Annotated in this window: 22 protein-coding genes; 11 read left to right on the top strand and 11 right to left on the bottom strand. The window is 73.3% G+C overall.

All coding sequences use genetic code 11. The annotated features are described in order from the left end of the window. Positions 1-58 precede the first annotated feature (58 nt). The gene (locus FHR36_RS17855; protein WP_253798340.1) at positions 59-1,957 is read right to left on the bottom strand and encodes an AMP-dependent synthetase/ligase; all 1,899 of its coding nucleotides are present in this window, start codon (positions 1,955-1,957) and stop codon (positions 59-61) included. Between the two features lie 272 nt (positions 1,958-2,229). Between FHR36_RS17855 and FHR36_RS17850 the strand changes: the two genes are divergently transcribed. Then, positions 2,230-3,963, top strand: coding sequence for an ABC transporter ATP-binding protein (locus tag FHR36_RS17850; protein ID WP_253798339.1), 1,734 nt, complete (start codon positions 2,230-2,232; stop codon positions 3,961-3,963). 89 nt (positions 3,964-4,052) lie between these two features. Next, positions 4,053-5,951, top strand: a complete 1,899-nt coding sequence (locus FHR36_RS17845; RefSeq protein WP_253799393.1) for an ABC transporter ATP-binding protein — start codon at positions 4,053-4,055, stop codon at positions 5,949-5,951. Here the strand turns inward: FHR36_RS17845 and FHR36_RS17840 are convergent. After that, positions 5,927-6,880, bottom strand: a complete 954-nt coding sequence (locus tag FHR36_RS17840; RefSeq protein WP_253798338.1) for an EamA family transporter — start codon at positions 6,878-6,880, stop codon at positions 5,927-5,929. The genes FHR36_RS17845 and FHR36_RS17840 overlap by 25 nt on opposite strands. 71 nt (positions 6,881-6,951) lie before the next feature. After that, complete coding sequence (locus FHR36_RS17835) at positions 6,952-8,277, bottom strand: MFS transporter (RefSeq protein ID WP_253798337.1); 1,326 nt, start codon at positions 8,275-8,277, stop codon at positions 6,952-6,954. Positions 8,278-8,349: 72 nt separating this feature from the next. On the opposite strand from FHR36_RS17835, the gene FHR36_RS17830 reads away from it, so the two are divergent. The 4 genes from FHR36_RS17830 to FHR36_RS17815 all read left to right on the top strand — a co-directional run bounded on the left by FHR36_RS17830 (position 8,350) and on the right by FHR36_RS17815 (position 11,686). Next, on the top strand, positions 8,350-8,895 hold the full coding sequence (locus FHR36_RS17830) for a MarR family winged helix-turn-helix transcriptional regulator (RefSeq protein WP_253798336.1): 546 nt from the start codon (positions 8,350-8,352) through the stop codon (positions 8,893-8,895). Between the two features lie 60 nt (positions 8,896-8,955). Next, a complete protein-coding gene (locus FHR36_RS17825; protein ID WP_253798334.1) occupies positions 8,956-9,834 on the top strand; it encodes a sigma-70 family RNA polymerase sigma factor in 879 nt (292 codons plus the stop codon). A gap of 103 nt (positions 9,835-9,937) precedes the next feature. Further along, positions 9,938-11,008, top strand: coding sequence for an NAD(P)/FAD-dependent oxidoreductase (locus FHR36_RS17820; RefSeq protein ID WP_253798332.1), 1,071 nt, complete (start codon positions 9,938-9,940; stop codon positions 11,006-11,008). A gap of 90 nt (positions 11,009-11,098) precedes the next feature. After that, entirely contained in the window at positions 11,099-11,686 is a 588-nt protein-coding gene (locus tag FHR36_RS17815; protein WP_253798329.1) for a hypothetical protein, read from the top strand. Positions 11,687-11,786: 100 nt separating this feature from the next. Here the strand turns inward: FHR36_RS17815 and lepA are convergent, their stop codons facing one another. Then, entirely contained in the window at positions 11,787-13,655 is a 1,869-nt protein-coding gene (gene lepA / locus FHR36_RS17810; RefSeq protein WP_253798326.1) for a translation elongation factor 4, read from the bottom strand. Positions 13,656-13,794: 139 nt separating this feature from the next. On the opposite strand from lepA, the gene FHR36_RS17805 reads away from it, so the two are divergent. From FHR36_RS17805 to FHR36_RS17795, 3 genes are all read left to right on the top strand, one after another. Then, positions 13,795-14,100, top strand: a complete 306-nt coding sequence (locus FHR36_RS17805) for an antibiotic biosynthesis monooxygenase family protein (protein ID WP_253798324.1) — start codon at positions 13,795-13,797, stop codon at positions 14,098-14,100. A gap of 193 nt (positions 14,101-14,293) precedes the next feature. Beyond that, entirely contained in the window at positions 14,294-14,557 is a 264-nt protein-coding gene (gene rpsT, locus FHR36_RS17800; protein ID WP_253798322.1) for a 30S ribosomal protein S20, read from the top strand. 496 nt (positions 14,558-15,053) lie between these two features. Further along, the gene (locus FHR36_RS17795) at positions 15,054-15,677 is read left to right on the top strand and encodes a hypothetical protein (RefSeq protein WP_253798320.1); all 624 of its coding nucleotides are present in this window, start codon (positions 15,054-15,056) and stop codon (positions 15,675-15,677) included. Positions 15,678-15,706: 29 nt separating this feature from the next. Here FHR36_RS17795 and holA read toward each other — a convergent pair whose 3' ends face one another. Continuing rightward, on the bottom strand, positions 15,707-16,702 hold the full coding sequence (holA, locus tag FHR36_RS17790; protein WP_253798319.1) for a DNA polymerase III subunit delta: 996 nt from the start codon (positions 16,700-16,702) through the stop codon (positions 15,707-15,709). Between the two features lie 181 nt (positions 16,703-16,883). Here holA and FHR36_RS17785 point away from each other — a divergent pair, with 181 nt between their 5' ends. Continuing rightward, positions 16,884-17,141 carry a hypothetical protein gene (locus FHR36_RS17785; protein WP_253799391.1) on the top strand — a complete coding sequence of 86 codons (258 nt, stop codon included), beginning with the start codon at positions 16,884-16,886 and terminating at the stop codon, positions 17,139-17,141. A gap of 27 nt (positions 17,142-17,168) precedes the next feature. Here FHR36_RS17785 and FHR36_RS17780 read toward each other — a convergent pair whose 3' ends face one another. The 4 genes from FHR36_RS17780 to FHR36_RS17765 form a co-directional block, all read right to left on the bottom strand. Next, entirely contained in the window at positions 17,169-19,658 is a 2,490-nt protein-coding gene (locus tag FHR36_RS17780) for a ComEC/Rec2 family competence protein (RefSeq protein ID WP_308199440.1), read from the bottom strand. 232 nt (positions 19,659-19,890) lie between these two features. Then, on the bottom strand, positions 19,891-20,592 hold the full coding sequence (locus FHR36_RS17775) for a ComEA family DNA-binding protein (RefSeq protein ID WP_253798317.1): 702 nt from the start codon (positions 20,590-20,592) through the stop codon (positions 19,891-19,893). A 376-nt stretch (positions 20,593-20,968) separates the two neighbouring features. Then, entirely contained in the window at positions 20,969-21,814 is an 846-nt protein-coding gene (locus FHR36_RS17770) for a DegV family protein (RefSeq protein WP_253798315.1), read from the bottom strand. Positions 21,815-21,946: 132 nt separating this feature from the next. Continuing rightward, positions 21,947-22,753: a hypothetical protein gene (locus tag FHR36_RS17765; RefSeq protein WP_253798312.1), complete on the bottom strand. Its 807-nt coding sequence runs from the start codon at positions 22,751-22,753 to the stop codon at positions 21,947-21,949. Between the two features lie 288 nt (positions 22,754-23,041). Between FHR36_RS17765 and FHR36_RS17760 the strand changes: the two genes are divergently transcribed. Further along, entirely contained in the window at positions 23,042-23,995 is a 954-nt protein-coding gene (locus tag FHR36_RS17760) for a helix-turn-helix transcriptional regulator (protein WP_253798309.1), read from the top strand. Positions 23,996-24,019: 24 nt separating this feature from the next. Here the strand turns inward: FHR36_RS17760 and FHR36_RS17755 are convergent, their stop codons facing one another. Beyond that, entirely contained in the window at positions 24,020-24,682 is a 663-nt protein-coding gene (locus tag FHR36_RS17755; RefSeq protein ID WP_253798307.1) for a hypothetical protein, read from the bottom strand. Beyond that, the gene (locus tag FHR36_RS17750) at positions 24,679-26,118 is read right to left on the bottom strand and encodes a hypothetical protein (protein WP_253798303.1); all 1,440 of its coding nucleotides are present in this window, start codon (positions 26,116-26,118) and stop codon (positions 24,679-24,681) included. The genes FHR36_RS17755 and FHR36_RS17750 overlap by 4 nt, the downstream gene beginning before the upstream one ends. Between the last annotated feature and the right edge of the window lie 133 nt (positions 26,119-26,251).

Genomic DNA, 26,251 nt, shown 5'->3' with positions numbered 1-26,251 from the left:
CCCGTACGGCCCGGGGTTTCCCTGCGGGCCGTACGGGACGGGGGTGCCCGGAGGCGGATCAGGCCTCGTTGGCGCCGGCGTACATCTCGGCGACCGCGTCGGCGTAGGTCTGCTCGACCACCGGGCGCTTGATCTTGAGGCTGGGGGTCAGCTCGCCGTGCTCCACGTCCAGGTCGCGCGGCAGCAGGTGGAACTTCTTCACCGTCTGCCAGCGCTGCAGCTCGCCGTTGAGCCGCTGGATGAAGCCGTTGATCAGGGCCTGGGTCTCCGGCGCGGCCGACACCTCGGCGTAGGACTTGCCGGCCAGGCCGTGGTCGGCCGCCCACGGCATGATCACCGTCTCGTCCAGGGCGATCAGCGCGGTGCAGAAGTTGCGGCCGTTGCCGATCACCAGGACGTTGCTCACGAACGGGCAGATCGCCTTGAACTTGCCCTCGACCTCGCTGGGCGCGACGTACTTGCCGCCCGAGGTCTTGAACAGGTCCTTCTTGCGGTCGGTGATCCGCAGGAAGCCGTCGGCCGACAGCTCGCCGATGTCCTCGGTGTGGAACCAGCCGTCCGGCTCCAGCACCTCGGCGGTCTTCTCCGGCAGGTTGTGGTAGCCGCGCATGATGCCCGGGCCGCGCAGCAGGATCTCGCCGTCCTCGGCGATCCGCACCTCGGTGCCCGGCAGGGCCTTGCCGACGGTGCCCACCCGGACGTCCTCGGACCGGTTGACGCAGGAGCCGGCGCTGGTCTCGCTCAGGCCGTAGCCCTCCAGGATCGGCACTCCGGCGCCGACGAAGAAGTAGCCGATCTCGGGGGCCAGCGCCGCGCTGCCGGAGACCGCCCCGCGCAGCCGGCCGCCGAACGCGGCACGGATCTTGGCGTAGACCAGCTTGTCGGCGATCGCGTGCTGCACCCCGAGCGCGAACGGCACGCTGTCTCTGCCGGTGGCGATCCGGTTGGCCTGGCTGACCCGGGCGTGGTCGCGGGCCACCTTGGCCGCCCACTGGAAGATCTTGTACTTGGCGCCGCCCTCGGCCCGGGCCCGGCCGGCGATGCCGTTGTAGACCTTCTCGAAGATGCGCGGCGCGGAGGCCATCACGGTCGGCCGGATGGCCGGGAGGTTGTGGATGATCCGGTCGACCCGGCCGTCCACGGCCATCACGTGGCCGGTGGAGATCTGGCCGGAGATCAGCGTCTTGCCGAACACGTGCGACAGCGGCAGCCACATGAACTGCACGTCGTCGGCGGCCAGCAGGCCGCTCTCCTCCTGGGCGATGCCCTCGTACGCCCAGCAGTCGTGCACCAGGCGCACGCCCTTGGGACGGCCGGTGGTGCCGGAGGTGTAGATCAGGGTGGCGAGCTGCTCCTTGTCGAGCGCGTCCACCGCCTTCTCGATCGCGTCCGGGTGCCCGGTCAGGTACTCGGCGCCGCGCTTCTCCAGCTCGGCGAGGGTGAGCACCTCCAGGCCCTGGTACGGCGGGAGCTCGGCCGGGGCGTCGAACAGCACCACCCAGCGCAGGTCGGGCAGCTGGTCCTGCTGCTCGACGGCCTTCTCCAGCTGCTTGACGTTCTCCGCGAACAGCGCGCGGCTGCCGGAGTTCGCCAGGATGAAGGCGGTCTCGTCCGAGTTGGTGCTCGGGTAGATGGTGGTGGTCGCCGCACCCGCGCACATGTTGCCGAGGTCGGCGAGGATCCATTCGATCCGGGTGGCCGAGGCGATCGAGACCCGGTCCTCCGCCTCGATGCCGAGCGCCATCAGGCCGGCGGCGACCGCCTTGACCCGCTCGGCGGTCTGCGCCCAGGTCAGCGAGCGCCACTGCTCGGCGCCGGGGGCGCCGTCGGCCGCGTGCTCGTCGACCGGAACCGGGAACCGGTAGGCCTCACGGTCGGGGGTGGCCTTTACCCTGCTGAGGAAGAGGTGAGCCACAGAGGGCGGACGCCGCTCGATCATGGACTGCGCGGAACTCAACGAGGACCTCCGGGGGGCGGGTGGCGGAGAGTGAGAGCGGCGGCCGTGGGGGGCGACCTGCCGGCCGACTTCTTAACCAGCGAGTAACAAGAGGGCAATCAGCAGCCTAGGGGGTGGAAAGCCGTTCCGTAAGGGGGTACGGCCAGCTGGCACGCCGCCGCGGCGGCAGTGCAGGTTCTCCACAGGCGGTCCCTGTCCACAGGTTCCGTACCCGTCCACAGGTTCCGTAATTTGGGATGCGCGAATCCCACGTCGAAGACGAGAGTGTCACGGTGCTGATCCGACTGCTACGGGCCCATCTCGGGCCCTATTCGAAACCCATCTCCCTGTTGGTCCTCCTCCAGCTCATCTCGACCATCGGCATGCTGTATCTGCCGACCCTCAATGCCGACATCATCGACGAGGGCGTGGTCAAGGGCGACACCGGTTACATCCTGCGCGTCGGCGCGGCGATGATCGGCGTCTCGCTCGCCCAGGCGGTCTGCCAGATCGCCGCCGTCTACTACAGCGCCCGCACCGCGATGGCCGTCGGCCGCGACATCCGGGCCTCCGTCTTCGACCGGGTGCAGAGCTTCTCCGCCAAGGAGCTCGGCCAGTTCGGCGCCCCCTCGCTGATCACCCGGACCACCAACGACGTCCAGCAGGTCCAGATGCTGGTCCTGCTGGCCTTCACCCTCATGGTCGCCGCGCCGATCATGTGCGTCGGCGGCATCATCATGGCGCTCAACCAGGACGTGCCGCTCTCCGCGCTGCTGCTGGCCGTGGTGCCCGCCCTCGGCGTCGTCGTCGTGCTGCTGGTCCGCAAGCTGCGCCCGCAGTTCCGCGGCATGCAGACCCGGATCGACGGCGTCAACCGGATCATGCGCGAGCAGATCACCGGCATCCGGGTCATCCGCGCCTTCGTCAAGGACGACCACGAGCAGCGCCGCTTCGGCGCCGCCAACGGGGAGCTCGCCGACTACTCCCTCCGGGTGGGCCGGCTGATGGCCCTGATGTTCCCGCTGGTCATGGGCGTGGTGAACGTCTCCAGCATCGCCGTGCTCTGGTTCGGCGCGCACCGGATCGACAGCGGCGGGATGCAGATCGGCGCGCTCACCGCCTTCCTGTCCTACCTGATGCAGATCCTGATGAGCGTCATGATGGCCACCTTCATGTTCATGATGGTGCCGCGCGCCGAGGTCTGCGCCGAGCGCATCCAGGAAGTGCTGTCCACCGAGTCCAGCGTCGTCCCGCCCACCGCGCCGGTCAGCGAACTGCTCGCCCGCGGCACCCTCCAGCTGCGCCAGGTCGACTTCCGCTACCCCGGCGCCGAGGCCCCGGTGCTGCGCGGCATCGAGATCGACGCCCGCCCCGGCGAGACCACCGCGGTGATCGGCTCCACCGGCTCCGGCAAGTCCACCCTGCTCGGCCTGGTCCCCCGGCTCTTCGACGCCACCGGCGGCGAGGTCCTGGTCAACGGCGTGGACGTCCGCGAGATCGCCCCCGACCGGCTGGCCGAGGTGATCGGCTTCGTCCCGCAGAAGCCGTACCTGTTCACCGGCACCGTCGCGAGCAACCTGCGCTACGGCAAGCCCGACGCCACCGACGAGGAACTCTGGCGGGCCCTGGAGATCGCCCAGGCCAAGGACTTCGTCGAGCGCTTCCCCGAGGGCCTGGACGCGCCCATCGCCCAGGGCGGCTCCAACGTCTCCGGCGGCCAGCGCCAGCGCCTGGCCATCGCCCGCGCCCTGGTCCGCCGGCCCGAGATCTACCTCTTCGACGACTCGTTCTCGGCCCTCGACTACGCCACCGACGCCCGGCTGCGCGCCGCCCTGGCCGGCGAGACCTCGGACGCCACGGTGGTCATCGTCGCCCAGCGCGTCTCCACCATCCGGGACGCCGACCGGATCATCGTCCTCGACGAGGGCGCGGTGGTCGGCTCCGGCACCCACCGCGAGCTGATGGCCGACAACCCGACGTACCGGGAGATCGTGCTCTCCCAGCTCACCGAGCAGGAGGCGGCGTGACCACGCTGGAGAAGAAGGGCTCCGACGGCGGCGGGAGCAGTTCGCAGGAGGCCGCCGCCCGCCGCGGCCCGGCCGGGCCCGGCCGGTTCATGGGCGGGCAGGGCACCGAGAAGTCCAAGGACTTCAAGGGCTCCGGCAAGCGGATGCTCGGCCTGCTCAAGCGCGAGCGGCCGCTGCTGATCGGGGTGCTGTCACTCGGCACGTTCTCGGTCGCCGCCTCGGTGGCCGGCCCGAAGCTGCTCGGCGACGCCACCAACCTGATCGTCGAGGGCTCGCTGGGGAAGGCGTTCGCCGGCTACAGCAGCAAGGCCGAGGCCGTCGCTGCGCAGCACGGCAAGGGCAAGGGAAAGGTGGCCGATCTCCTCAGCTCGGTCGACTTCGTCCCCGGCCACGGCATGGACTACAGCGCCATCGGCACGGTCCTCCTCTGGGTGCTTGTCGTCTACCTGGTCGCGCTGGTCTTCGGCGTCTTCCAGGGCCGGCTCGCCGCTCTCGCCATCAACCGGGCGGTCTTCCGCCTGCGCCAGGACGTCGAAGCCAAACTCTCCCGGCTGCCGCTCAGCTACTTCGACAAGCAGCCGCGCGGCGAGGTGCTCAGTCGGGTCACCAACGACATCGACAACATCGGCCAGTCCATGCAGCAGACGCTGGGCCAGGTGGTGAACTCGCTGCTCACCATCGTCGGCGTGCTGGCGATGATGTTCTGGATCTCGCCGCTGCTGGCGCTGATCGCCCTGGCGTCGGTCCCGGTCTCGGTGGTGGTCGCGGCCAAGATGGGCAAGCGGGCCCAGCCGCAGTTCATCGCCCAGTGGAAGACCACCGGCAAGCTGAACGCGCACATCGAGGAGATGTACACCGGCCACGCCCTGGTGAAGGTCTTCGGCCGCCAGAAGGAGGCCGCCGAGATCTTCCGTCAGGAGAACGAGGCGCTGTACGCGTCCTCGTTCAAGGCGCAGTTCATCTCGGGCATCATCCAGCCCGCGATGATGCTGGTCGGCAACATCAACTACGTGCTGGTCGCGGTGGTCGGCGGTCTGCGGGTCGCGTCCGGCGCGCTGTCCATCGGTGACGTGCAGGCGTTCATCCAGTACTCGCGGCAGTTCAGCCAGCCGCTCAGCCAGGTCGCCTCGATGGCCAACCTGGTGCAGTCCGGCGTCGCCTCCGCGGAGCGCGTCTTCGAGCTGCTGGACGCCCCCGAGCAGACCGCCGATCCGGTCACCCCGGAGCGCCCGGACGAGCTGCACGGACGGGTCGCCTTCGAGGACGTCTCGTTCCGCTACGACCCGGAGAAGCCGCTGATCGACGGGCTCTCGCTCAAGGTCGAGCCCGGCCACACGGTCGCCATCGTCGGCCCCACCGGCGCCGGCAAGACCACCATGGTCAACCTGCTGATGCGGTTCTACGAGGTCAGCGGCGGCCGGATCACCCTCGACGGGGTGGACATCTCCGCGATGACCCGCGAGGAGCTGCGCTCCGGCATCGGCATGGTCCTCCAGGACACCTGGCTGTTCGGCGGCACCATCGCCGACAACATCGCGTACGGCGCCGACGGGGCCACCCGCGAGCAGGTGATCGAGGCGGCCCGGGCCGCGCACGTGGACCGCTTCGTGCGCACCCTGCCGGACGGCTACGACACCGTCCTCGACGACGAGGGCACCGGTGTCAGCGCGGGCGAGAAGCAGCTGATCACCATCGCCCGGGCGTTCCTCGCCCAGCCGTCGATCCTGGTCCTCGACGAGGCGACCAGCTCGGTCGACACCCGCACCGAGGTGCTGATCCAGCGGGCGATGGCGCGGCTGCGCAGCGGTCGGACCAGCTTCGTGATCGCGCACCGGCTCTCCACCATCCGGGACGCCGACGTGATCCTGGTGATGGAGAACGGCTCGATCGTCGAGCAGGGCAACCACGACGAGCTGATCGCCGCCCAGGGCGCCTACCACCGGCTCTACCAGGCGCAGTTCGCTCAGGCGGTGGCCGAGGTCGACTGACCCCGGTCGCGGCGTTCGAGGGGGAGGTCCGAGCGATCGGCCTCCCCTTCGGCGTTCCCCGGGGCGCGGCGGCGGGCCGGTGCGGCGGAGCCCCGCAGGGTGGAGCCCAGGACGGTGGAGCCCAGGGCGACGGTCATGCCGAGCAGTTGGAGGGCGGTCAGCGCCTGGCCGAGCGCGGCCCAGCCGATCACGGCGGCGGAGACCGGGCTGAGCAGGCCGAGGAACGCCACCGAGGTGGCGGGCAGCCGGCCGATGCCCCGGAACCAGATCCAGTAGCCGAACGCGGTGTTGACCGCGGCCAGGTAGCCGTAGCCGAGCAGGTTGGTGGCGGTGAGGGCCGGGACCGCCCCCTCGGCCAGCAGCGCGGCGGGGAGCAGCGGCAGGCCGCCGGCGGTCAGCTGCCAGCCGGTCATGGCGAGCGGTCCGACGCCTTCCGGGCGCCCCCAGCGCTTGGTCAGCACGGTGCCCGCGGCCATCGCGGCGGCGCCGGCCACACCGGCGAGCACCCCGAGTGCGTCCAGCCGGGCGGTGGCCTTCAGGACCACCAGCGCCACCCCGAACACGCCGGTGACACCGGCCAGCAGGGCGCGGCGGCTGACCCACTCGCCCAGCAGCGGCACCGCGAGGCCGGCGGCGAGCAGCGGCTGGACGGCGCCCAGCACCGCGGCCACCCCGCCGGGCAGGCGGTAGGCGGCGACGAACAGCAGCGCGAAGAACACCCCGATGTTGAGCGCGCCGAGCACGGCCGAGCGCCACCACCAGACGCCCTTCGGCAGCACCCGGGTCACGGCCAGCAGCACCAGGCCGGCGGGCAGGGCGCGGAGGGTGGCGGTCAGCAGTGGCCGGTCGGCGGGCAGGAACTCGGTGGTGACGGCGTAGGTGGAGCCCCAGGCGAGCGGGGCGAGCGCGGTGAGCAGCACGGTACGCACGACGGTTCCCTTCGGGTCGGTGCGGTGCGGTCGGTGGGGTGGGGTCGACGGGTCGACGCGTCGACGGGTCGTCAGCGGGCGACGGCGGGGGTGGCGACGGGGGCGGCAGCCGCAGTGGCGGGAGCGGTGGCCGCGGTGGCGGCCGGGCGGGGGGCGCCGGTCCGCAGCAGGACGGCCGCGCCGAGCAGGGTGGTGACGGTCAGCAGCAGCCAGGGCAGCCGGCCGTCGAGGGCGGAGAGGCCGGTGAAGAGCGAGGGCGCGATCGCCCCGGAGAGCGACCAGGAGAGCTGGTAGGCGGCCATGTAGCGGCCGCGCAGGGCGGCCGGTGCCGCGTCGGCGACCAGGGCGGAGGCGGCGGGGTTGTGGACGATCTCGCCGAGGGTGGCGACCACGACGGCGGCCATCAGCGCCGCGGTGGTCCAGTGGCCGGCCAACGGGACCAGCAGGGCCTGCCCGGCGAAGGCGGCGGCGAACAGGGCGGCTCCGGCGGCGGCCGCCCGCTGCCGTCCGGCGAACCGGTTGACCAGGCGGCCGGCCGGGACGCCGAGGGCGGCGCACAGCACGGTGTTGACCGCGAAGGCGATGCCGGTGACCGAGGCCTGGCTGTGCAGGACGCCGGTGATGAAGACCGGGAGCAGCACGGAGAGCGAGGCGTAGCCGAGGGCGATCAGGAAGTTGGCGGCGGTCAGGCGCAGGAACGGCCGGTCGGCGAAGACCGCGCGGTAGCCGGGGCGGGCGCCGGGCGCGGCGGCGCCGGGGGTGGTCGCGGCGGAGGTGGCCGCGGCGGGGGTGGTCCCGGCGTCGGGTTCGGCGGCCGGTCCGCCGGCGGGGACGCGGCGGGCGAGCAGGCCGGCGACCAGGAAGGAGGCGGCGTTCAGCCAGGCGGCGACGGTGTAGCCGCCGTCCCCGGCGTACCCGACCAGCAGGGCGGCGACCAGGCTGCCGGCGCCGAGTCCGGCGTTGGCGAGGCTGCGGGTGAGTGCCTGGATCCGGACCCGGTCGGCGCCGTCCACCAGTTCGCCGAGCCGGGCCTGCTGGACGGCCGGGAAGCCGCGGGTGGCCACCGCGGTGATCAGGGCGACGGCGGCGAAGGCGGGCAGTGAGCCGGCGAACGGGTACGCCGCGAAGCCGAGGCCGCGCACGGTGTAGAGGGCGAGCTGCATCCGGCGGGCGCCGAACCGGTCGACCGCGGTGCCGATCAACGGCACGGAGACCATCGCCACCAGGCCGGTGACGGTGAGCACCAGGCCGATGACCGGCAGCGGGAGCCCGGTGACGTGCCGGAAGAACACCAGGCTGAACGGGATGTACATGCCGTTGCCGAGGGCGTCGATGGCGGTGCCGGTGAGCAGGCTGCGCTCGCCGGGGAAGCGTCGCGAGGTCGAGTTCGAAAGCATGCAAGTAACTTAGCACTAAGCTACTTGTCGTCAAGCCACTCACCGCCAAGCAATGTGTGCCATGCTGAAGCCATGAGCCAGCCCAGCCCCGTCCAGCCCGGCCCCGCCCGTCCCGGCCCCGTCCAGCCGGACGCCGTCGACGCCATCGCCGCCCAGTGGCGCCGCGAGCGCCCCGAACTCGCCCCCCACACCGAGGTGATGGCCGCCTACGGCCGGATCTACCGGATCGGCAAGGCCATGGGCGACCTGATGGAGGACACCTATGCGCCGTTCGGCATCGGCCGGGGCGAGTTCGACGTGCTGGCCACCCTGCGCCGGGCCGGCGAGCCGTACTCGCTCTCCCCGCGCGAGCTGACCGCCACCCTGATGCTGACCACCGGCGGCATGACCGGCCGGCTGGACAAGCTGGAGCGCGCCGGACTGGTCACCCGCTCCCCCGACCCGAACGACCGCCGCGGCCTGCGGGTCACCCTCACCCCGAAGGGCCGCCAGGTGATCGACGACGCCGTGGCCGCCGGCATGGAGGTCCAGCAGAGCACGGTGGCCGACCTCACCCCCGAGGAGCTCGACACCCTCAACGGCCTGCTCCGCCGCCTGCTGGCCGCCACCGCCTCCTGACCCGGTCCGCACCCGCCGGGCGCCGAGGACGGTCGCACCCGAACGCGCTACCGTGGCGGGGTGACTGACGTCGAATCGACCTTCGCGGACGCCTTCGAGACCCACCGTCGCTACCTCGGCTCCGTCGCCTACCGGCTGATGGGCTCGGTGACCGACGCCGAGGACGTGCTGCAGGAGGCGTGGCTGCGCTGGCAGGCGGCCGACCGGGCCTCGGTCGACGACCCGCGCGCGTACCTGACCACCGTCGTCACCCGGCTCTGCTACGACCAGCTGGGCTCGGCCCGGGTCCGCCGCGAGGCCTACTACGGCGAGTGGCTGCCGGAGCCGGTGGTGGCCCCCGAGCACTCCCCCGCCGAGCAGGCCGAACTCGGCGAGTCGGTCTCGATGGCGATGCTGACCGTGATGGAGCAGCTCACCCCCGCCGAGCGGGCCGCGTTCGTGCTGCACGACGTCTTCGCGGTCGGCTTCGAGGAGATCGCCGCCACCCTGGAGCGCACCCCGCAGGCCACCCGCCAGCTCGCCTCCCGGGCCCGCAAGCGGGTCCGCGAGGGCAGCCGCAAGGCCACCGTAGACGCCGCCGAGCACCGCCAGGCGGTCGCCGCCTTCACCGCGGCCACCGCCGGCGGCGACATCCAGGCCCTGCTGTCCGTCCTTGACCCGGACGTGGTCTGGCACTCGGACGGCGGCGGCATCGTCAGCGCGGGCGTCCGCCCGATCGTCGGCGCCGACCGGGTCTCCCGCCTGATCATGGGCCTGATGGCCAGGTTCGTCACCCCCGAGGCCACCTTCGAACTCGCCCAGGTCAACGGCCAGCTCGGCCTGGTCGTCCACGCCGCCCCCGGCGTGGTGGCCGGCGTGCTCGCCTTCACCGTGGCCGACGGCCGGATCGCCGAGGCCTACGTGGTGGTCAACCCGGAGAAGCTCACCGCCGTGGCGTGACCGACCGCGCGACCGTGGTGTGACGCACGTCACCGTCACACCGCGGCACCCTCTCCCGTCTCCTTCCCGAAACGCGCCGAGAGCGCCGAACGAGGAGGACGAGATGACCGGGAAGCACATCGTCGTGGTGGGTGCGGGCTACGCCGGACTGTCCGCGGCCGCCCGTGCGGGCCGGGGCGACGACACGGTGACCCTGGTCGCTCCCGAGGAGCGGTTCGCCCACCGGGTGCGCCAGCACGAGACCGCCGCCGGCCGCCCGGCGCGCCGGCCCGCCATCGCCGAGGTACTGCGCGGCCGCCGGGTGACCCACCTGCGGGCCTCCGTCACCGAACTGGACCTCGACCACCGCAAGGTGTTCACCGACACCGGCGAGACCCTCGCCTACGACACCCTGGTGTACGCCCTCGGCAGCCGCACCGCCTGGCACGGCGTCCCCGGCGCCGCCGAGCACGCGTACCCGGTCGAGCGGGCCGCCGAGCTGCACCGGCGGATCGCCGAGGCCCCCGCGCCCGGCACCCTCGCCGTGGTCGGCGGCGGCGCCATCGGCATCGAACTGGCCACCGAACTCGCCGAGGCCCACCCCGCCTGGCAGATCCGGATCGTCGCCGCGGACCGGGTCGGCGGCTGGTTCTCGGACCGCGGCCGGGCCCACGTTTTGCGGGTGATGGCCGGCCTCGGCGTCCGGGTGGACGAGAACACCGAGGTCACCGCCGTCACCGCGACCGGTCTGGAGACCACCGCCGGACCGGTCCCCGCCGACCTGGTCGCCTGGGCCGCCTCGATGGAACCCCACCCCCTCGCCGCCCGGGCCGGACTCGCCGTCGACGACCGCGGCCGCGCCCTGGTCGACGACCGGCTGCGCTCCGTCTCCGACCCCGACGTCCACGTGGTCGGCGACGCCGCCGCCGTCGACCTCCCGGGCATCGGCCTGCTGCGGATGGGCTGCGCCACCGCCCTGCCGATGGGCCGCTACGTCGGCACCCTGCTCAGCGGCGGCACCGACCGGCCCTACCGCTTCACGTACGCCACCCAGTGCCTGAGCCTCGGCCGCCGGAACGGGCTGGTCCAGCTCATCCACCCGGACGACTCGATGCGCCCGCGGATCCTCACCGGCGTCGCCGCCCGGCTCACCAAGGCCGCCATCGTCAACGGCGTCCTGATGGGGCTCCGCTGAGCCACCCGGTTCCGTTGAGCCACCCGCCCGGGCCGACCCGGCGCAGAAAAGATCTTCCCTGCGCCGGGCGGGCCTGGCACACTCCTGCGGGTGCCTGACACCGACCTCGCCTACGAAACCCGCTTCGGCTGGAACCGCCGCACCACCCTCACGGTGGCCGTCTCGCTCCTCTTCGTCGTCGTCCTCCTGCTGATGGACCCCGGCGAGAACGTACGCGTGGCCGGCATCGACCTGCCGGCGCTCGCCATCCAGATCTCCGGCCTCCTCCTGTTCGGTGCCGGCGGGGTCCTGATGGTGGTCAACGCGCTCAGCGGCAAGGTCGCCCTCCGGGTCGACCGGTCCGGCATCCTCCTCGGCGGCTCCCCGGCCCGCTACGCCGCCACCACGGTCACCGTCCCCTGGCAGGACGTGGTCGGCGTCGAGCTGTGGATCCAGCACGTCGGCCTGCAGAAGCTCCCGTACGTCGGCGTCCACCGGCGTCCCGGGCTGCCCCCGCTGGGCGGCACCCGGGGCGGCGGCGTCGGCACGGCCCTGACCGGCAAGCCGGTCGAGCTGATCAACGCCAGCCGCGCGGTCAACGGCTGGCAGCTGGACACCGCCGCCCTGCTCGCCGCCGTCCGCCGGCACGCCCCCGAGGCGGACATCGTCGTCGACCCCGACTTCCCGGCCACCCGCTGAACCACCGGTCCGTCCGGTGAAGGCTGCCGTGAGACCGAAGACCGCCGACAGACCGAAGGCCGCCGCCCCCTTCCGGGGAGGCGGCCTTCGATTCCTACCCTTACTTCTTGTCCTTCGGCGCCTCGGCGTCGGTGGACAGCGCGGCGATGAAGGCCTCCTGCGGGACCTCCACGCGGCCGACCATCTTCATCCGCTTCTTGCCTTCCTTCTGCTTCTCCAGCAGCTTGCGCTTACGCGAGATGTCACCGCCGTAGCACTTGGCGAGGACGTCCTTGCGGATCGCGCGGACCGTCTCACGGGCGATCACCCGCGAGCCGATGGCGGCCTGGATCGGCACCTCGAACTGCTGCCGGGGGATCAGCTTCTGCAGCTTGCCGGCCATCATCACGCCGTAGCTGTAGGCCTTGTCCTTGTGCACGATCGCGGAGAACGCGTCCACCGCGTCGCCGTGCAGCAGGATGTCGACCTTGACCAGGTTGGCGGTCTGCTCGCCAATGGGCTCGTAGTCGAGCGAGGCGTAGCCGCGGGTCTTGGACTTCAGCTGGTCGAAGAAGTCGAAGACGATCTCCGCGAGCGGCAGGGTGTAGCGCAGCTCGACCCGGTCCTCGGAGAGGTAGTCCATGCCCTGGAGCGCGCCGCGGCGGGACTGGCAGAGCTCCATGATCGCGCCGACGAACTCGTTGGGCGCCAGGATGGTGCCGCGCACGATCGGCTCGTACACCTCGGCGATCTTGCCGACCGGGAACTCGCTCGGGTTGGTGACCGTGTGCTCGGTGCCGTCCTCCATGATCACGCGGTAGATCACGTTGGGGGCGGTGGAGATCAGGTCGAGGTTGAACTCGCGCTCCAGGCGCTCCCGGATGATCTCCAGGTGCAGCAGGCCGAGGAAGCCGCATCGGTAGCCGAAGCCGAGGGCGACCGAGGTCTCCGGCTCGTAGACCAGCGCGGCGTCGTTCAGCCGCAGCTTGTCGAGCGCGTCACGGAGCAGCGGGTAGTCCGAGCCGTCCAGCGGGTAGAGGCCGGAGAACACCATCGGACGTGGGTCCTTGTAGCCGCCGAGCGCCTCGGTGGCGCCCTTGTGCATCGAGGTGATCGTGTCACCGACCTTGGACTGCCGGACGTCCTTCACACCGGTGATGATGTAGCCCACCTCGCCGACGCCCAGGCCGTCCGCGACCTTCGGCTCGGGCGAGATGACGCCGATCTCCAGCAGCTCGTGCGTGGCGCCGGTGGACATCATCGCGATCCGCTCGCGCTTGGTCAGCTGACCGTCCACGACACGCACGTAGGTGACCACACCGCGGTAGGAGTCGTACACCGAGTCGAAGATCATCGCGCGGGCCGGGGCGTTCGCGGCGCCGACCGGGGCCGGGATGTTGTCGACGATGTGGTCCAGCAGGTCCTCGACGCCGAGGCCGGTCTTGGCGCTGACCTTGAGCACGCTCTCCGGGTCGCAGCCAATGATGTGCGCGATCTCGGCCGCGTACTTCTCCGGCTGGGCGGCCGGCAGGTCGATCTTGTTGAGCACCGGGATGATCGTGAGGTCGTTCTCCAGCGCCAGGTACAGGTTGGCGAGGGTCTGCGCCTCGATGCCCTGGGCCGCGTCGACCACCAGGATGGTGCCCTCGCACGCGGCGAGGGAGCGGGACACCTCGTACGTGAAGTCCACGTGACCCGGGGTGTCGATCATGTTCAGGATGTGCGTGCTGCCCGCGTTCGGACCGGAATTCGGGGCCCACGGCAGGCGGACGGCCTGCGACTTGATGGTGATGCCGCGCTCACGCTCGATGTCCATGCGGTCGAGGTACTGGGCACGCATCTGGCGCGGGTCGACCACGCCGGTGATCTGCAGCATCCGGTCGGCGAGCGTCGACTTGCCGTGGTCGATGTGGGCGATGATGCAGAAGTTGCGGATCAGCGCCGGGTCGGTACGGCTGGGCTCTGGCACATGGCTGGGGGTCGCGGGCACCTTGATCCGATTCTCGTCACGTCGATATGGCTCCGACCATCTTCCCACGACCGCGGGCCCCACCGCCGTTCAGCTCTACCACGGCCGCCGGGGACGGACCCGGTGCCGCACGGCCGGCGCATCCCTACGATGGCCGCCCATGATCCTCGAAAGCGCGCTGCTCGACGTCCTGCCCGGCCGCGAGGACGAGTTCCTCGCGGCGTTCGCCCAGGCCAGGCCCCTGATCGCGGCCCAGGAGGGCTTCCGCTCGCTCCGGCTGCGGCGCTGCCTCGACCAGGGCCGCACCTCCCGCTTCCTGCTCCAGGTCGAGTGGGAGACCCTGGAGAACCACACCGAGGGTTTCCGTCGCTCCGCCGAGTACCAGCAGTGGCGGGCCCTGCTGCACCACTTCTACGAGCCGTTCCCCGAGGTCGAGCACTACGGCGAGCCCCTACTGGAGGCGTAGCGGCGCGGGCCGCGCCAGGTGGCGGCGCGCGGTCCTGGCGGGTGGCGGCGCGGGGCCCTGCCGGTTTGGGCCCGGCAGTCACCCCCTGGTAGCGTTGGGCGCTGCACCTGCCCTCGGCATGCCCTCTCAGCTGGTCCGCGGCCGCGGGTGCGCCCCGTTCAAGCATCTGAATCACACAGACTGAGGCTCCTTCGTGGCGAACATCAAGTCCCAGATCAAGCGCAACAAGACCAACGAGAAGGCGCGCCTGCGCAACAAGGCCGTCAAGTCCTCGCTGAAGACCGCTCTGCGCAAGGCCCGCGAGGCCGCTGCCGCCGGTGAGACCGAGAAGGCCACCGAGCTGGCTCGCGCCGCCTCCCGCGCCCTCGACAAGGCCGTGAGCAAGGGCATCATCCACAAGAACCAGGCCGCCAACAAGAAGTCGGCGATCACCAAGCGCGTCAACACCGCTGCCTGATTCACGCGCCTGACCCGGACGGCGTGACCTGCGGCCCTCTACCCGCACCCCGCCGACCACCCCTCCCGGGCGACTCCGGCCCTCTACCCGGAAGCCCGACGAGGTGCACGACCCCGTACCGCACGCGGCCTGCGTTCGCCACGCGGGTGCGGTACTCCGAGATTCACCTGCTGCCCGTCCGGTTCACACCGGGCGGGCAGCAGTCGTTTCCGGCCCCGTCCGGCCGACCCCACCCATCCCGGAATGTCACCCACGGCGACGGCGCGATCACCGATAGGGTTCGACGCACCTGTCAGCCAGTCGAACCAGCCGCCGGGGGCCGTCCGCGATGTCCACTCCACCACCGCACCTCGTGGGCGGGTACCAGCCCGTCCCGGTGACCGCCGGGCCGGCCGCGGTCCGAACAGCGGGAGCGGCGGCAGCGGTGGGAGCCGCAGGAGCGGGCGGCGGAGCGGGTCCGGGCGGGCGGGGGCGGCCGCAGGGCCGGGGGCGCGGGTTGCTGTGGGCGGTCGGCGGCGCCGTGGTGGCCTCGGCGGTGTGGGCGGCGGCCGTGCTGAGCGTGCCCGCCATCGTCCGGGACCGGGCCCAGGCCTCCCCCGGCGCGGACGGGTACCGGGTGGTCGAGGACCTGTGCGCGGCCGCCCCGCTGAACGCCTTCGGCCGGCTCTACCCCACCCCGTCCGGCACGCCGTACCACTACACCACCCGCAACCGGGCGCTGGACGACATGTACTGCAGCCAGTACCGCAAGAAGGCCGGCAACGACAGCGACTACTACTCGCTCTACCTCCAGGCCCAGTTGCACAAGGCGGTCGACCCGCGGCCCGAGTTCGAGGCGCAGCGGGACGGTCTGCAGCAGCGCCAGTACCAGGTCACCGCAGTGCCGGGCCTAGGCGACGACGCGTACACCGGCTACCTGGACGACCCCGGCCGCTCCGACCGGACCTGGCACTACGTCACCCAGGTGCTGTACGTCCGCCAGCGCGGGACGACGCTCTACGCCTCCTGGTCGGGCTCCTACCAGGAGGGCAAGGGGACGGCGCCGGACCGCGAGGAGGTGCGGCAGGCGCTGCTCACCGACGGGCGGGAGCTGCTGCGGGCGCTGGGCGGCGCGGCCTGAGCCCGGCGGGGGGTGGGGGAACGGACCCGTCAGTACTGCCGGGCGCCCGCGCGGGAGGCCCGGGCGACGGCGACCACGGCCCGCTCCAGCGCGTACGCCGGGTCGTCGGATCCGCCCTTGACCGCGGCGTCGGCCTGGGCGATGGCGGTCAGTGCGGCGGCCACGCCGTCGCCCGTCCAGCCGCGCATCTGCTGCCTGACCCGGTCGACCTTCCACGGCGGCATGCCCAGTTCGCGGGCCAGGTCGGCCGGACGCATGTTCCGCCCGACCGTCGCCAGGCGCCCGATCGAGCGCACGCCGGAGGCCAGCGCGTAGGTGATGCCGGTGGGCGGCTGGCCGACAGCCAGGGCCCAGCGCAGGCGCTCCAGCGCCTCGGCCGCGCGGCCGGTGACGGCCAGGTCGGCCACTTCGAAGCCGGTGGCCTCGGCGCGGCCGCTGTAGTACCGGGCGACCGCCGTCTCGTCGATGGTGCCCTCGATGTCGGCGGTGAGCTGGCTGCAGGCGGCGGCCAGCTCGCGCAGGTCGCTGCCGAGCGAGTCCAGCAGGGCCTGGCAGGCCTCGGGGCTCGCCGAGCGGCCGAGGGTGCGGAACTCGTTGCGGATGAAGGCGAGCTTGTCGGACGCCTTGGTCAGCTTGGCGCACTGGACCTCGCGGGCACCGGCCTTCTTCGCCGCGTCCAGCAGGCCCTTGCCCTTGGCGCCGCCGGCGTGCACCAGCACCAGGATGACCTCCTCGGCCGGGCTGTCCAGGTACGCCTTGATCTCCTTCACGGAGTCGGCGGACAGGTCCTGCGCGGCCCGGACGGCGATCACCTTGCGCTCGGCGAAGAGCGACGGTGTGGTCAACTCGGCGAGCTGGCCCGGCTGGAGGGCCCCGGGAGCGAGGTCGCGGACGTCGGTCTCCGGATCGGCCGCCTTCGCGGCGGCCACCACCTCGGCGACCGCGCGGTCGAGCAGCAGCTCCTCCTGGCCGACCACTACGGTCAGCGGGGCGAGCAGGTCGTCGGGTGCACTCTTCCTGGCCATCGCGTACCAGCATCCCACGCGGCGCCGACAGGCCGACGCCGCGCGAGGGCGGTCGGGTGCGGCTGACTGTGGTCGAGTGCGGTCGGGTGCGGCTGGATGCAGTCGGGCAGTTGTGGTGATCACGGAACGGGGAGGGTGGCTTCCGGTCCGAACGGGCGGTCGGGACAATGGTGCGGTGACCGTGAACGTTGACCGCCAGCTGCTCGTCCTGCCCGACCGCGACGCCGCCGAGGAGGTGGCGGAGGAACTCTCCGCCCGGTGGTCCGAACTGTCGGACGTCGAGGTCGTCCGGGACTCCCTCGCCGGTGAGGACGACGCCGAGGACGTGCAGTGGCTGGTCGTGCTGGAGGCTCCCGAGGAGGGTGGCTGGACGGCCGAGCTGCTGGCCCGGCTCGACGAGCTCGCCGCCGAGAACGAGGGCTGGCGCGAGCAGGAGTGACGTCCGCCCCGCACCGCCCGGGGCCGGTCAGGTTCTGGGCGGATGGGGGTGGGTCGCCGCGGAGAGTTCCCGGTGGGTGCCGAGCACGGCGATGTCTCCGTTCCGGTCGGTGCGCAGGACGGTGGCGCCCAGGGCGCGCAGGCCGGTGACCGTGTGCGCGGACGGGTGGCCGTAGGGGTTGCCCGCGCCGCAGGAGATCAGCGCCAGGCGTGGCCGGAGGGCGGCCATCAGGTTCCAGTCCTGGTTGGCCGAGCCGTGGTGGGCGACCTTGAGCACGTCGACCGGACCGGGCGGCGGTCCGCGTTCGAGCACGGCGGCCTGGGCGGCCGGCTCCAGGTCACCGAGCAGGGCGATCCGGAGCGGGTCGGGTCCGGTGCCGACCGTGGCGAGCAGTGCGACGCTGGCGTTGTTGGGGCCGGGGGCGTCCGCGGCCGGGGCGTCCTCGTCCGGCCAGATCACCTCCCAGGACAGGCCCGGGCCGGCCGTTCGCCGTTCGCCGCGGTGAGCGCGGACGACCGGAATGTGGGCGGAGGCCGCCCAGTGGGTCACCCGGGCCCGCTCGCCCGGCGGCGCGTCCAGGGTGGTGACCTCGATCGCTCCGACCGCCCGGCCGTGGAGCACGCCCGGCAGACCCTCGGCGTGGTCGGCGTGGAAGTGCGTCAGGACAAGGAGCGGGATCCGGGTGATGCCCAGCTCCCGCAGGCAGGCGTCGGCCGCTTTCGGGTCCGGGCCGGCGTCCACCACGACCGCGCTGTCCGCGGAGACGGGGAGCACCGTCATGTCACCCTGGCCGATGTCGCAGGACGCCAACCGCCAGCCGGGTGGGGGCCAGCCGGTGGCGATCCGGGTGAGGGCGGGTGGCCGCAGGAGTACCGCGGCGAGCAGGACTGCGGCGAGGACGGCAAGGACGCGCCGCCGCCTGCGTCCGAATCGGGTATGCCCGGTGCTGTCGCGGACTGCCGGGCGCGGGTGCGGCCACAGGTGCGGGGCGGCCCAGCACAGTGCGACGGTCACCACGACCAGCAGAAGGGCACCGGGAAGTCCGCCGGGCCAGGCAAGCACGGCGCCCGGCAGCGCCGATCCGTGCCGGGCCACGGTGACCAGCCAGCCGGCGGGTACCGCCGCGAGGTCGGCGAGGAAACGGGCCGCCGGACGGGAGAGCGGGTCGACGGCGAGGGCGGCGAAGCCGAGCAGGGTGGCCGGGGCGACCGCGGGTTCGGCGAGCAAATTGCACGGCAGGGCGACCAGGCTGACCCGAGGGGCGAGCAGGATCGTCACGGGGGCGCAGAACGCCTGGGCGGCGGCGGTGGCCGCGACCGCGGAGGCGAGGTGGGGCGGCCAGCGGCGGGCCCGCAGGGTGGCCGTCCAGCGCGGCCCGAGGGTGAGCAGCCCGGCGGTGGCGAGGGAGGAGAGCAGGAAGCCGTAGGAGTGGGCGAGCAGCGGGTCGGCCAGGAGCAGCACGAGAACGGCTCCGGCGAGCGCGGACAGCCCGTGGCGGGGACGGCCGGTGGCGAGCGCGAGGAGCCCGATCAGTCCGGTCGCGGCGGCGCGCAGCACGCTCGGGTCCGGTCGGCAGACGGTGACGAAGACGAAGGTCAGTGCGGTGCCGAGGGCGGCGGTGGTGCGGAGCGAGAGCCCGAGCCGGCCTGCCAGTCCGCCGCGCCCGACCGTACCGATCACGCCGTCGGCGTCGGTGGTGGTCGTCCCGGGGCGGGCGGCCGAACCGAGCAGGACGGTGAGGACGATCGCGAGGTTGGCGCCGCTGACCGCGGTCAGGTGCCCGAGGTCGGTGGCCCGGAAGGCGTCCGCCAGGTCGTCCGGGAGCCGGGAGGTGTCTCCGACGACGAGCCCGGGCAGCAGACCGCGGGTGTCCGGCGGGAGGTGGTCGCAGGCGGCGCGCAGACCGCTGCGGAGGCGAGCCGCAGCGCGCTGCGGAAGGTCGGGCGGGGCGAGCAGGTGCGGAGGACCGTGGGCGGTCAGGAGTGCGGCAGCGGACGGGTGCCGTGACGGATCGTCGGACGGTGCGACGCGGACGTCGGCCCGCAGGCGGGTGGACGGCACCAGATCGCGCCAGGAACCTGCGTCCTGACTGCGCACCAGGACGGTGACGGGCGTGTGGGTCGCCGTCGCCCCGACCCGGTCCACGACGGCGGGGACGGTGAGCAGGGCCTGGGCGGGTGCGGTGCCACGGGCGTGGGCCGTACGCCCCCGGGGATCCCCGGCCACCGTCAGGTCGACGGTGAGCTCGGTGGCGGTCGGTTCGGCGGCGGTCGGTTCGGCGGCGGTCGGTTCGGCGGCGGTCGGTTCGGCGGCGGTCGGTTCGGCGGCGGCGGCGGTGGTCGCGGCGGTGGTCGCGGCGGTGGTGGTGGTCGCGGCGGTCGCCAGGGCGGGGATCGGCCCCTGGTGGAGGTCGGCTGTGTGCAGCACGGTGGTGGTGGTCGCGGCGGCGGAGGTGAGGAGGACGGCGGCGAGCAGACGGGAGAGGTGGTGCCGGGGGTTGTCCGTGGCGAGCAGCACAAGCGCCAGGACGGCGGCCAGGGCTGCGCCCAGGAGCAGTCGGGGGTGGTGCCGCGCGTCGGCGCCGAGGACGGCGGCGGTGGCGGCCCACGCGGCGGCGACCGGGAGGAGCAGCCGCAGATCCGTGGGCGGACGGGAGTCGGGTGTGGTGGACAGATCGGCACCTCCCTCGGCCGAAGAGCGGGGACGGGACGGGGACGGGACGGGGGCGGGACGAGGGCGCGGATGGTGGTCAGAGAGTGAGCATCGGTTTGAGGTCCTCGTACTTCCGGGCGCCGATGCCGGGGACCTGCCGAAGCTGGTCGAGGGAGCGGAACGGGCCGTGGTCCTGCCGGTACTGGAGGATGCGTCGGGCGAGGGTGGGGCCGACGCCGGGGAGGGTGTCGAGCTGTTCGGCGGTGGCCCGGTTGAGGCTGACCGGGCCACCGGGGGTGGACGGGCCGACGGCGGGCGGCGGACCGCCGACCAGGATCTGTTCGCCGTCGTTGAGGATCCGGGCGAGGTTGAGGGAGTCGGTGTCGGTACCGGGCAGCGGTCCACCGGCGGCCCGGAGGGCGTCGGCGACGCGGGAGCCGCCCGGCAGGGTGCGCAGGCCCGGGCTCTGGACCTTGCCCGCGATGTCCACGACCACGGTCGAACCGGTCGTGGCGGGCGGGACGGAACCGCCCCTGGCAGGTGCGGGCTCGGCCGGGGTGGTTGAGGTGGTGGCAGTGGTTGCCGGGATCGCTACGGGGTGGGGACGGCTGAGCCAGAAGTGCTGAACGCCGTAGCCGACGGCGAGCAGGAGCAGCACGGCGAGGCCGAGGACGGCACGCCGGTCGAGGACGACGGCCGGGGAGAGGAAGAGCGGAAGCCGCTTCGGAGCGGGATCAGGAGCGGGATCAGGAGGGGAATCGGCAGCGGAATCGGAGTCGGGATCGGGCAGTTCGGACATCGGCGGCTCGGTCGACGGCAGGGGAAACGGCGAGAACGAGGTCAAGGGCGCACCCGAGGGCCACGGCGATCGGGCATCGGTTGCCGCGGGACCGTCGACGACCGACGGCGGTGGCCTTCCCGTGGGTTCGGCGGGCAGGAGCGCCGCAGGAGCGCACGACACGGCAGGTCCGGCCGGGTCGGGGAAGGCGAGGAGGAGGGCCAGGCGGTCACGGACGGTCGCAGTGGTCTGCCGGCGCCGGGAGGTGCGGGCAAGGAGGGGCGTCTTCATGCCCAGGACCGTACGGCCGGACCCGACCCTCCGTCAGAACTCGTCCACTCCCTGTGGACAACTCGGCCCTGTGGACAACTCCTGTCGCCCGAACGAGCGAGTTTCGTCAGCGCGGTGAGACGACGACCGCCAGCAGCCCCGGCCCGACGTGGGCGCCGATGACGGCACCGACCTCGCTCAGGTACAGCTCCCGCAGGCCCGGGACGCGCTCGCGCAGGCGTTCCGCGAGCGGTTCGGCGCGGTCCTCGGCGGCGAGGTGGTGGACGGCGATGTCCACCTCCTGCTCCCCCGCGCACTCGACGGCGATCTCCTCCAGCCGGGCGATCGCCCGGGACGCCGTCCGCACCTTCTCCAGCGGCTCGATCCGGCCGCCGGAGAGGTGCAGCAGCGGCTTCACGGCCAGCGCGGAGCCCACCAGGGCGCGCGCCGTCCCGATCCGGCCGCCCCTGCGCAGGTGCTCCAGGGTGTCGACGTAGAAGAATCCGCTGGTCAGCCCGGACTGCCGGGTGGCGGCCGCGGCCACCTCGTCGAGGTCGTGGCCGGCCTCGGCCGCCTCGGCGGCGGCCAGCACACAGGCGCCCAGCGCCATCCCGACCAGTCGGCTGTCGACCACCCGCACCGGGATGTCCACCTCGGCGGCGGCGAGTTGGGCGGCCTCCGCGGTGCCGGACAGTTCGGCGGAGATGTGCACCGACACGATGCCGGTGGCGCCCGCCTCGGCAGCGGCGCGGTAGGCGGCGGCGAAGGTCTCGGGGCTCGGCCGGGAGGTGGTGACGCGGTGCTTGGACCGGAGCGCCTCGGCGACGTCCTTGGGCGAGATCTCGATGCCCTCGGTGCGGACCTCGTCCCCGACAACCACGCTCAGTGGCACCACCCGGATCCGATGGCGGTCGACGGCGTCCTGGGGCAGGTAGGCCGTGGAATCGGTGACAAGTGCGAGGTGGCCGAGCATGTGCCGGAGGTTACTCCCCGTCGGGTCCGGAGGACAGCGCCGGGCCACCCGAATCCGCAGGCAGGACCACCAGGCTCGGGACCCGGATCACCCGCACACCGGTAGCGACCCGAACGACCCGCGCGCCCCCGGTCACGGCCGGCGGTCGGCCGCCGCCGGTCCGGGGCGGCCCGGCTTGCGGAAGCGATCGGCGAGGCGGGCGAGCGGTTCGGCAGCCAGTCCGAGGATCTCCTCCGCGCCGGCCGGTCGGCCGGCGGTCAGGCCCTGCCGCGAGCCCGCGGCGCCCTGCTCGGTCCGCTCCCGGTCGGCGGACGGGGCCTTCCGCTCCCCCGCCCCCTCGCCGGCCGATACACCCTCACCGGCACCCGTACCCTCATCCGCACTCGCCGGCGTCCAGTGCCGCAGCGCACCGGCCTCGTTCTCGCACTCCTTCGCAAGTCGCGCGAGTTCCTCGTCGGCGAAGCGCCGCATCCGGTCCTGGGCGGCCCAGCGCAGCGAGTCGGCGGCGTGGGTGATGCGTTCGGCACGCTCGCGCAGTTCGGGGAGCTTGGCGGCGAGCCGGGCCGGCTCCGGCTCGCGTTCGAGCATCCGCAGCTCGCCGTCGAGTTCGGCGGCGTGGGCGTCGAGCCGGGCCAGCAGTTGCAGGGACTCGGTGAGCTGCTCGTCCGCGGGCAGACCGCTCTGCAGGACCTGCCGGGTGGAGTCCAGGGCAGTGCGCAGCGTGAGCCGCACGGCGGCGAGGCGGCCCTGCTCGCCGGGCCGGGTGTAGGTCTTCGCCCGGAGGGTCGCGTTCTCGACCACGCGGCGGGCGTTGGCCTCGTGCTTCTCGACCTTGGCGGCGACGGCCTTGGCGGCCTTGACGGTGCCGACCACGGCCATGGCCACCAGCGTCACGCCGAACAGCAGGACCAGCGCGACCACCACACCGAGCGCGTCCATCGGGACCCCACCTTCCGCCCGTGTCCGGCTCCGGGCCGCCGGATGCGGCCTCGTGCGACTGCCGGGTTTCCACCGTAGCCCGGGAGTCGGACGCGCAGGAGGTTCTGGCGCCTGCCCCGGGCGGAGATCAGGGTCCGATCAGGGACGCCCTCGGGGTCGGGGGCACACCGCTCCGAGCCACGCCGGTCCGAGCCGCACCGCTCCGGAGCCCCGCCGCCCCGAGCCACACCACCCCTCCCGCGCGAACGCGGACAGTGACCGTCCGCGTTCGCTGCCAGACTGGACGGCATGCTGGAGACCTCGGCCCGACTGCTCAGACTGCTCTCGCTGCTCCAGGTCCGCCGGGACTGGACCGGCCCCGACCTCGCGGGTCGGCTCGACGTGGACGTCCGGACGGTCCGGCGGGACGTCGACAAGCTGCGCTCGCTCGGGTACCCGGTGGAGTCCACCCCGGGCGTGGCCGGTGGCTACCGGCTCGGCGCGGGCGCGGAGATGCCGCCGCTGCTCCTGGACGACGAGGAGGCGGTCGCGGTCGCGATGGGGCTGCGGACTGCGGCCGGCGGCACCATCTCCGGGATCGAGGAGTCCTCGGTGCGGGCGCTCGCCAAGCTGCAGCAGGTGATGCCGTCGCGGCTGCGCCACCGGGTCGAGTCGCTGGCCGCCGCGACGGTCACGCTGGCGTCGAACGGCCCGACGGTCGACTCGGCGACGCTCACCGCCGCCGCCACCGCCTGCCGGGCCCACGAGCGGCTGCGCTTCGACTACCGCACGCACGACGGCGCCGAGAGCCGCCGCGACGTGGAGCCGCACCGGCTGGTGCACTCCGGCCCGCGCTGGTACCTGGTCGGGTACGACGTGGACCGGGCGGACTGGCGCAACTTCCGGGTCGACCGGATCACGCTGCGTCCGCCGCACGGGCCGCGGTTCACGCCGCGTCAGCCGCCCGAGGAGGACGTCCGGCGCTGGGCGTCCTGGGAGGTCGCGGTCGGCCAGTACCGGTACCAGGCGCGCTTCACCGTGCACGCCCCGGCGGCGCAGGTCGCCGCCCGGACCACCCCGACCTCGGCGCTGGTCGAGCCGATCGACGACCACAGCTGCACGCTGCGGGCCGGCTCCAACTCCCTCGACGGCCTCTCCTTCCACATCGCCATGCTGGGCTTCCCCTTCACCGCCCACGAGCCGCCGGAGCTGCTCGACCGGATCCGGGCCCTCGCCGACCGCCTCCACGCGGCTGCGCCGTAGGGTCCGTCTTCACCATGCCTGCGCTCACATCGCCTGCGTCGGCCGCACCGACGGATCGACCGGCGGACCGGGACTGTACGAGGGCCCGGGCGGCGGCTCGGACGGCAGCAGCCGCAGGCCGTCCCGCATCCGCACCGCGCCCGGCAGGTCGTACTGACGCTTGCGCTCCGTCACCAGGTGCCCCTGGACGCCGAGACGGCCGCCGAGGGTGCACTGCCCGGTCCGGAGCGCGGTGAGCCGGGCGCGGCGGACCACGGCGACCAGTCCGACCAGCTCGAACGCCAGGTCCACGTCCACCTCCAGCGTGCCGACCGGCGCTCCGTCCACCAGCACCTCGACCTGGGGGCGGTGGCGGGAGGTGATCCGGTGGGTGGCCAGGGCGACCACCTCCTCGCTGCCGGGTGCGTCCCTGGTCCGCCGGGCGGCGGCCCGCAGGGCGGCGTGGCGGCTCCAGCCGCCGGCCACGGCATCGAGCAGGTCCAGGCCGAGCAGGCCGTCGGTCACGGTGGCGACCTCGTGCTCGACGGCGCGCCCGGCCGAGCCGGTCAGCCGCCGGACGCCACCGAGCAGCGCGCCGACCGTGCCGTACTGGTGCAGGGACTGCTCGATCGCGTCGACCGGGCTGACCCGCTCGCCGTCGAAGAGGAAGTCCCGCACGGTGATCGGTTCGAGGGCGGTCGTGGTCATCGGTCCTTCTCCTCCTCGGTCCGGCCAGGGGTACCCGGCTCCTCCTCGGTCCGGCCAGAGCTACCCGGCTCCTCCTCGGTCCGGCCAGAGCTACCCGGCTCCTCCTCGGTCCCGCCAGGGCTACCCGGCTCCTCCAACTGCTGGCTGCCCGGGTCCGGGTGGGGCTGGAGCCGGACGGTCCGGGTGCGGTCCCCGCCCTCCACCGCCGTCTCTTCCACCTGGACGCCGCCCGGCCGGCCGGTCCGCTGTTCCGCGGCGATGTGCTGGGACGCCCAGCGCGGCCCGCGGCGCCGGCCGAGCGTGACGGCGGCCGCGCCGGCGAGCAGCAGGCCGCCGCCGAGGGCCGGGGCCAGGACGGGCATGCCGTCCTGCCCGCCGACCGTGAAGGCGGCGTCCGCGGCCACGGCGGGCAGGCCGGCGCAGGCCGCGTGCAGGGTGTGGGAGCCGGTGTCCGCGTCGGCGGGGACGGCGATCGAGGTCCCGAGGTTGCCGTCGTCGCCGACCGTCACGGTGGTGGCCGCCGGGGCGCCGTCCCAGGACAGCAGGACGGTGCCGGAGACCGCGGCGCAGGTGCCGAACCGGCTGCCGGTGACGCGCACGTTCTGCCCGGCGTCGCCCCGCGCCGGGTCGGTGGAGAGCACCGGCCCGTCGGCGGGCGAGACGGTCGGCCCGGGCGTGGGGGGCGGTGTGGTGACGGTGCCGGCGGCGACCACGGTGTACGACTGCGCGGCGGCGACGTCCGGCCGCTGGGTGCAGGCAGCCCGTACGGTGTGCAGCCCCTTCGCGGCGTTCCGCGGGACGGTGGCCCGGGTGCGGAATCCGCCGTCCCCGGCCGGGGTGAGGGTCCCGAGCGCGGTGGCGTCCCAGCTGACCAGCACGGTCCCGCCGCCGCACCGGAAGCCGGTGCCGACCAGGTCCACGGCGTCGCCGGGGCGGCCCTGCGCGGTGGAGAGGGTGAGCCGGGCCTGGGACGTGGGCTCGTCGACGGTGAAGTACGCCGGGTAGCGAACCGACCCGATCCGCTCACCGACCGCGCCGCTGGCTCCACTTGCTCCGCCGGCTCCGCTCGGCGCACCGGCGAGGGTCCGGTACGTGCAGTCGGCCCAGATGGTGTGTGGTCCGGGAGGGGCGTCCGCCGGTACCGGGAAGGCGCGGCTGATGCTGCCGTCCTGCTGCACCGTCGGGTGGATCACGGAGCCGCCGCCGTCCCAGGAGAGGCTGACGTCCAGGCAGCTTTCGTAGCCCTTGCCGCCGACGGTCGCCGTACTGCCGGCGGCGCCGTGGGTCGGATCGACGGACAGCGAGATCGCCGGAGGGGACACGGCTGCGGCGCGGCCGCCCGGAGCGAGCACGGCGAGCACCACGGCCGCGATACCGAGCAGCACCGCGACCGCGCTGCGGCCGACCAGCTCCGCTGGCCGTAAGAGCGGGGACATCACACGGGCAGGCGTCGGGTCATCGTGGATCGTCCTTCCACGCGCCTGCCTCGATTGTCCCCGCCCCCGCCGGTGCCCACCAGCGAGGACGGTGGGCCGTCGGCAAGGACGGGGGCGGGGACGGGGACGAGGC

Source organism: Kitasatospora cinereorecta (assembly GCF_024172095.1).
GTDB lineage: Bacteria > Actinomycetota > Actinomycetes > Streptomycetales > Streptomycetaceae > Kitasatospora > Kitasatospora cinereorecta.
Note: the sequence above shows the minus strand (reverse complement) of the source record. Positions and strands in the feature narration are given on the sequence as shown.

Bases quoted from the DNA above. Each gene is read 5' to 3' on its own strand.
- FHR36_RS17845 (WP_253799393.1), top strand. From the start codon at position 4,053: ATGGGCGGGCAGGGCACCGAGAAGTCCAAGGACTTCAAGGGCTCCGGC.
- FHR36_RS17835 (WP_253798337.1), bottom strand. From the start codon at position 8,277: ATGCTTTCGAACTCGACCTCGCGACGCTTCCCCGGCGAGCGCAGCCTG.
- FHR36_RS17830 (WP_253798336.1), top strand. From the start codon at position 8,350: ATGAGCCAGCCCAGCCCCGTCCAGCCCGGCCCCGCCCGTCCCGGCCCC.
- FHR36_RS17820 (WP_253798332.1), top strand. From the start codon at position 9,938: ATGACCGGGAAGCACATCGTCGTGGTGGGTGCGGGCTACGCCGGACTG.
- FHR36_RS17805 (WP_253798324.1), top strand. From the start codon at position 13,795: ATGATCCTCGAAAGCGCGCTGCTCGACGTCCTGCCCGGCCGCGAGGAC.
- holA (WP_253798319.1), bottom strand. From the start codon at position 16,702: ATGGCCAGGAAGAGTGCACCCGACGACCTGCTCGCCCCGCTGACCGTA.
- FHR36_RS17775 (WP_253798317.1), bottom strand. From the start codon at position 20,592: ATGTCCGAACTGCCCGATCCCGACTCCGATTCCGCTGCCGATTCCCCT.
- FHR36_RS17770 (WP_253798315.1), bottom strand. From the start codon at position 21,814: ATGCTCGGCCACCTCGCACTTGTCACCGATTCCACGGCCTACCTGCCC.
- FHR36_RS17765 (WP_253798312.1), bottom strand. From the start codon at position 22,753: ATGGACGCGCTCGGTGTGGTGGTCGCGCTGGTCCTGCTGTTCGGCGTG.
- FHR36_RS17760 (WP_253798309.1), top strand. From the start codon at position 23,042: ATGCTGGAGACCTCGGCCCGACTGCTCAGACTGCTCTCGCTGCTCCAG.
- FHR36_RS17755 (WP_253798307.1), bottom strand. From the start codon at position 24,682: ATGACCACGACCGCCCTCGAACCGATCACCGTGCGGGACTTCCTCTTC.
- FHR36_RS17750 (WP_253798303.1), bottom strand. From the start codon at position 26,118: ATGTCCCCGCTCTTACGGCCAGCGGAGCTGGTCGGCCGCAGCGCGGTC.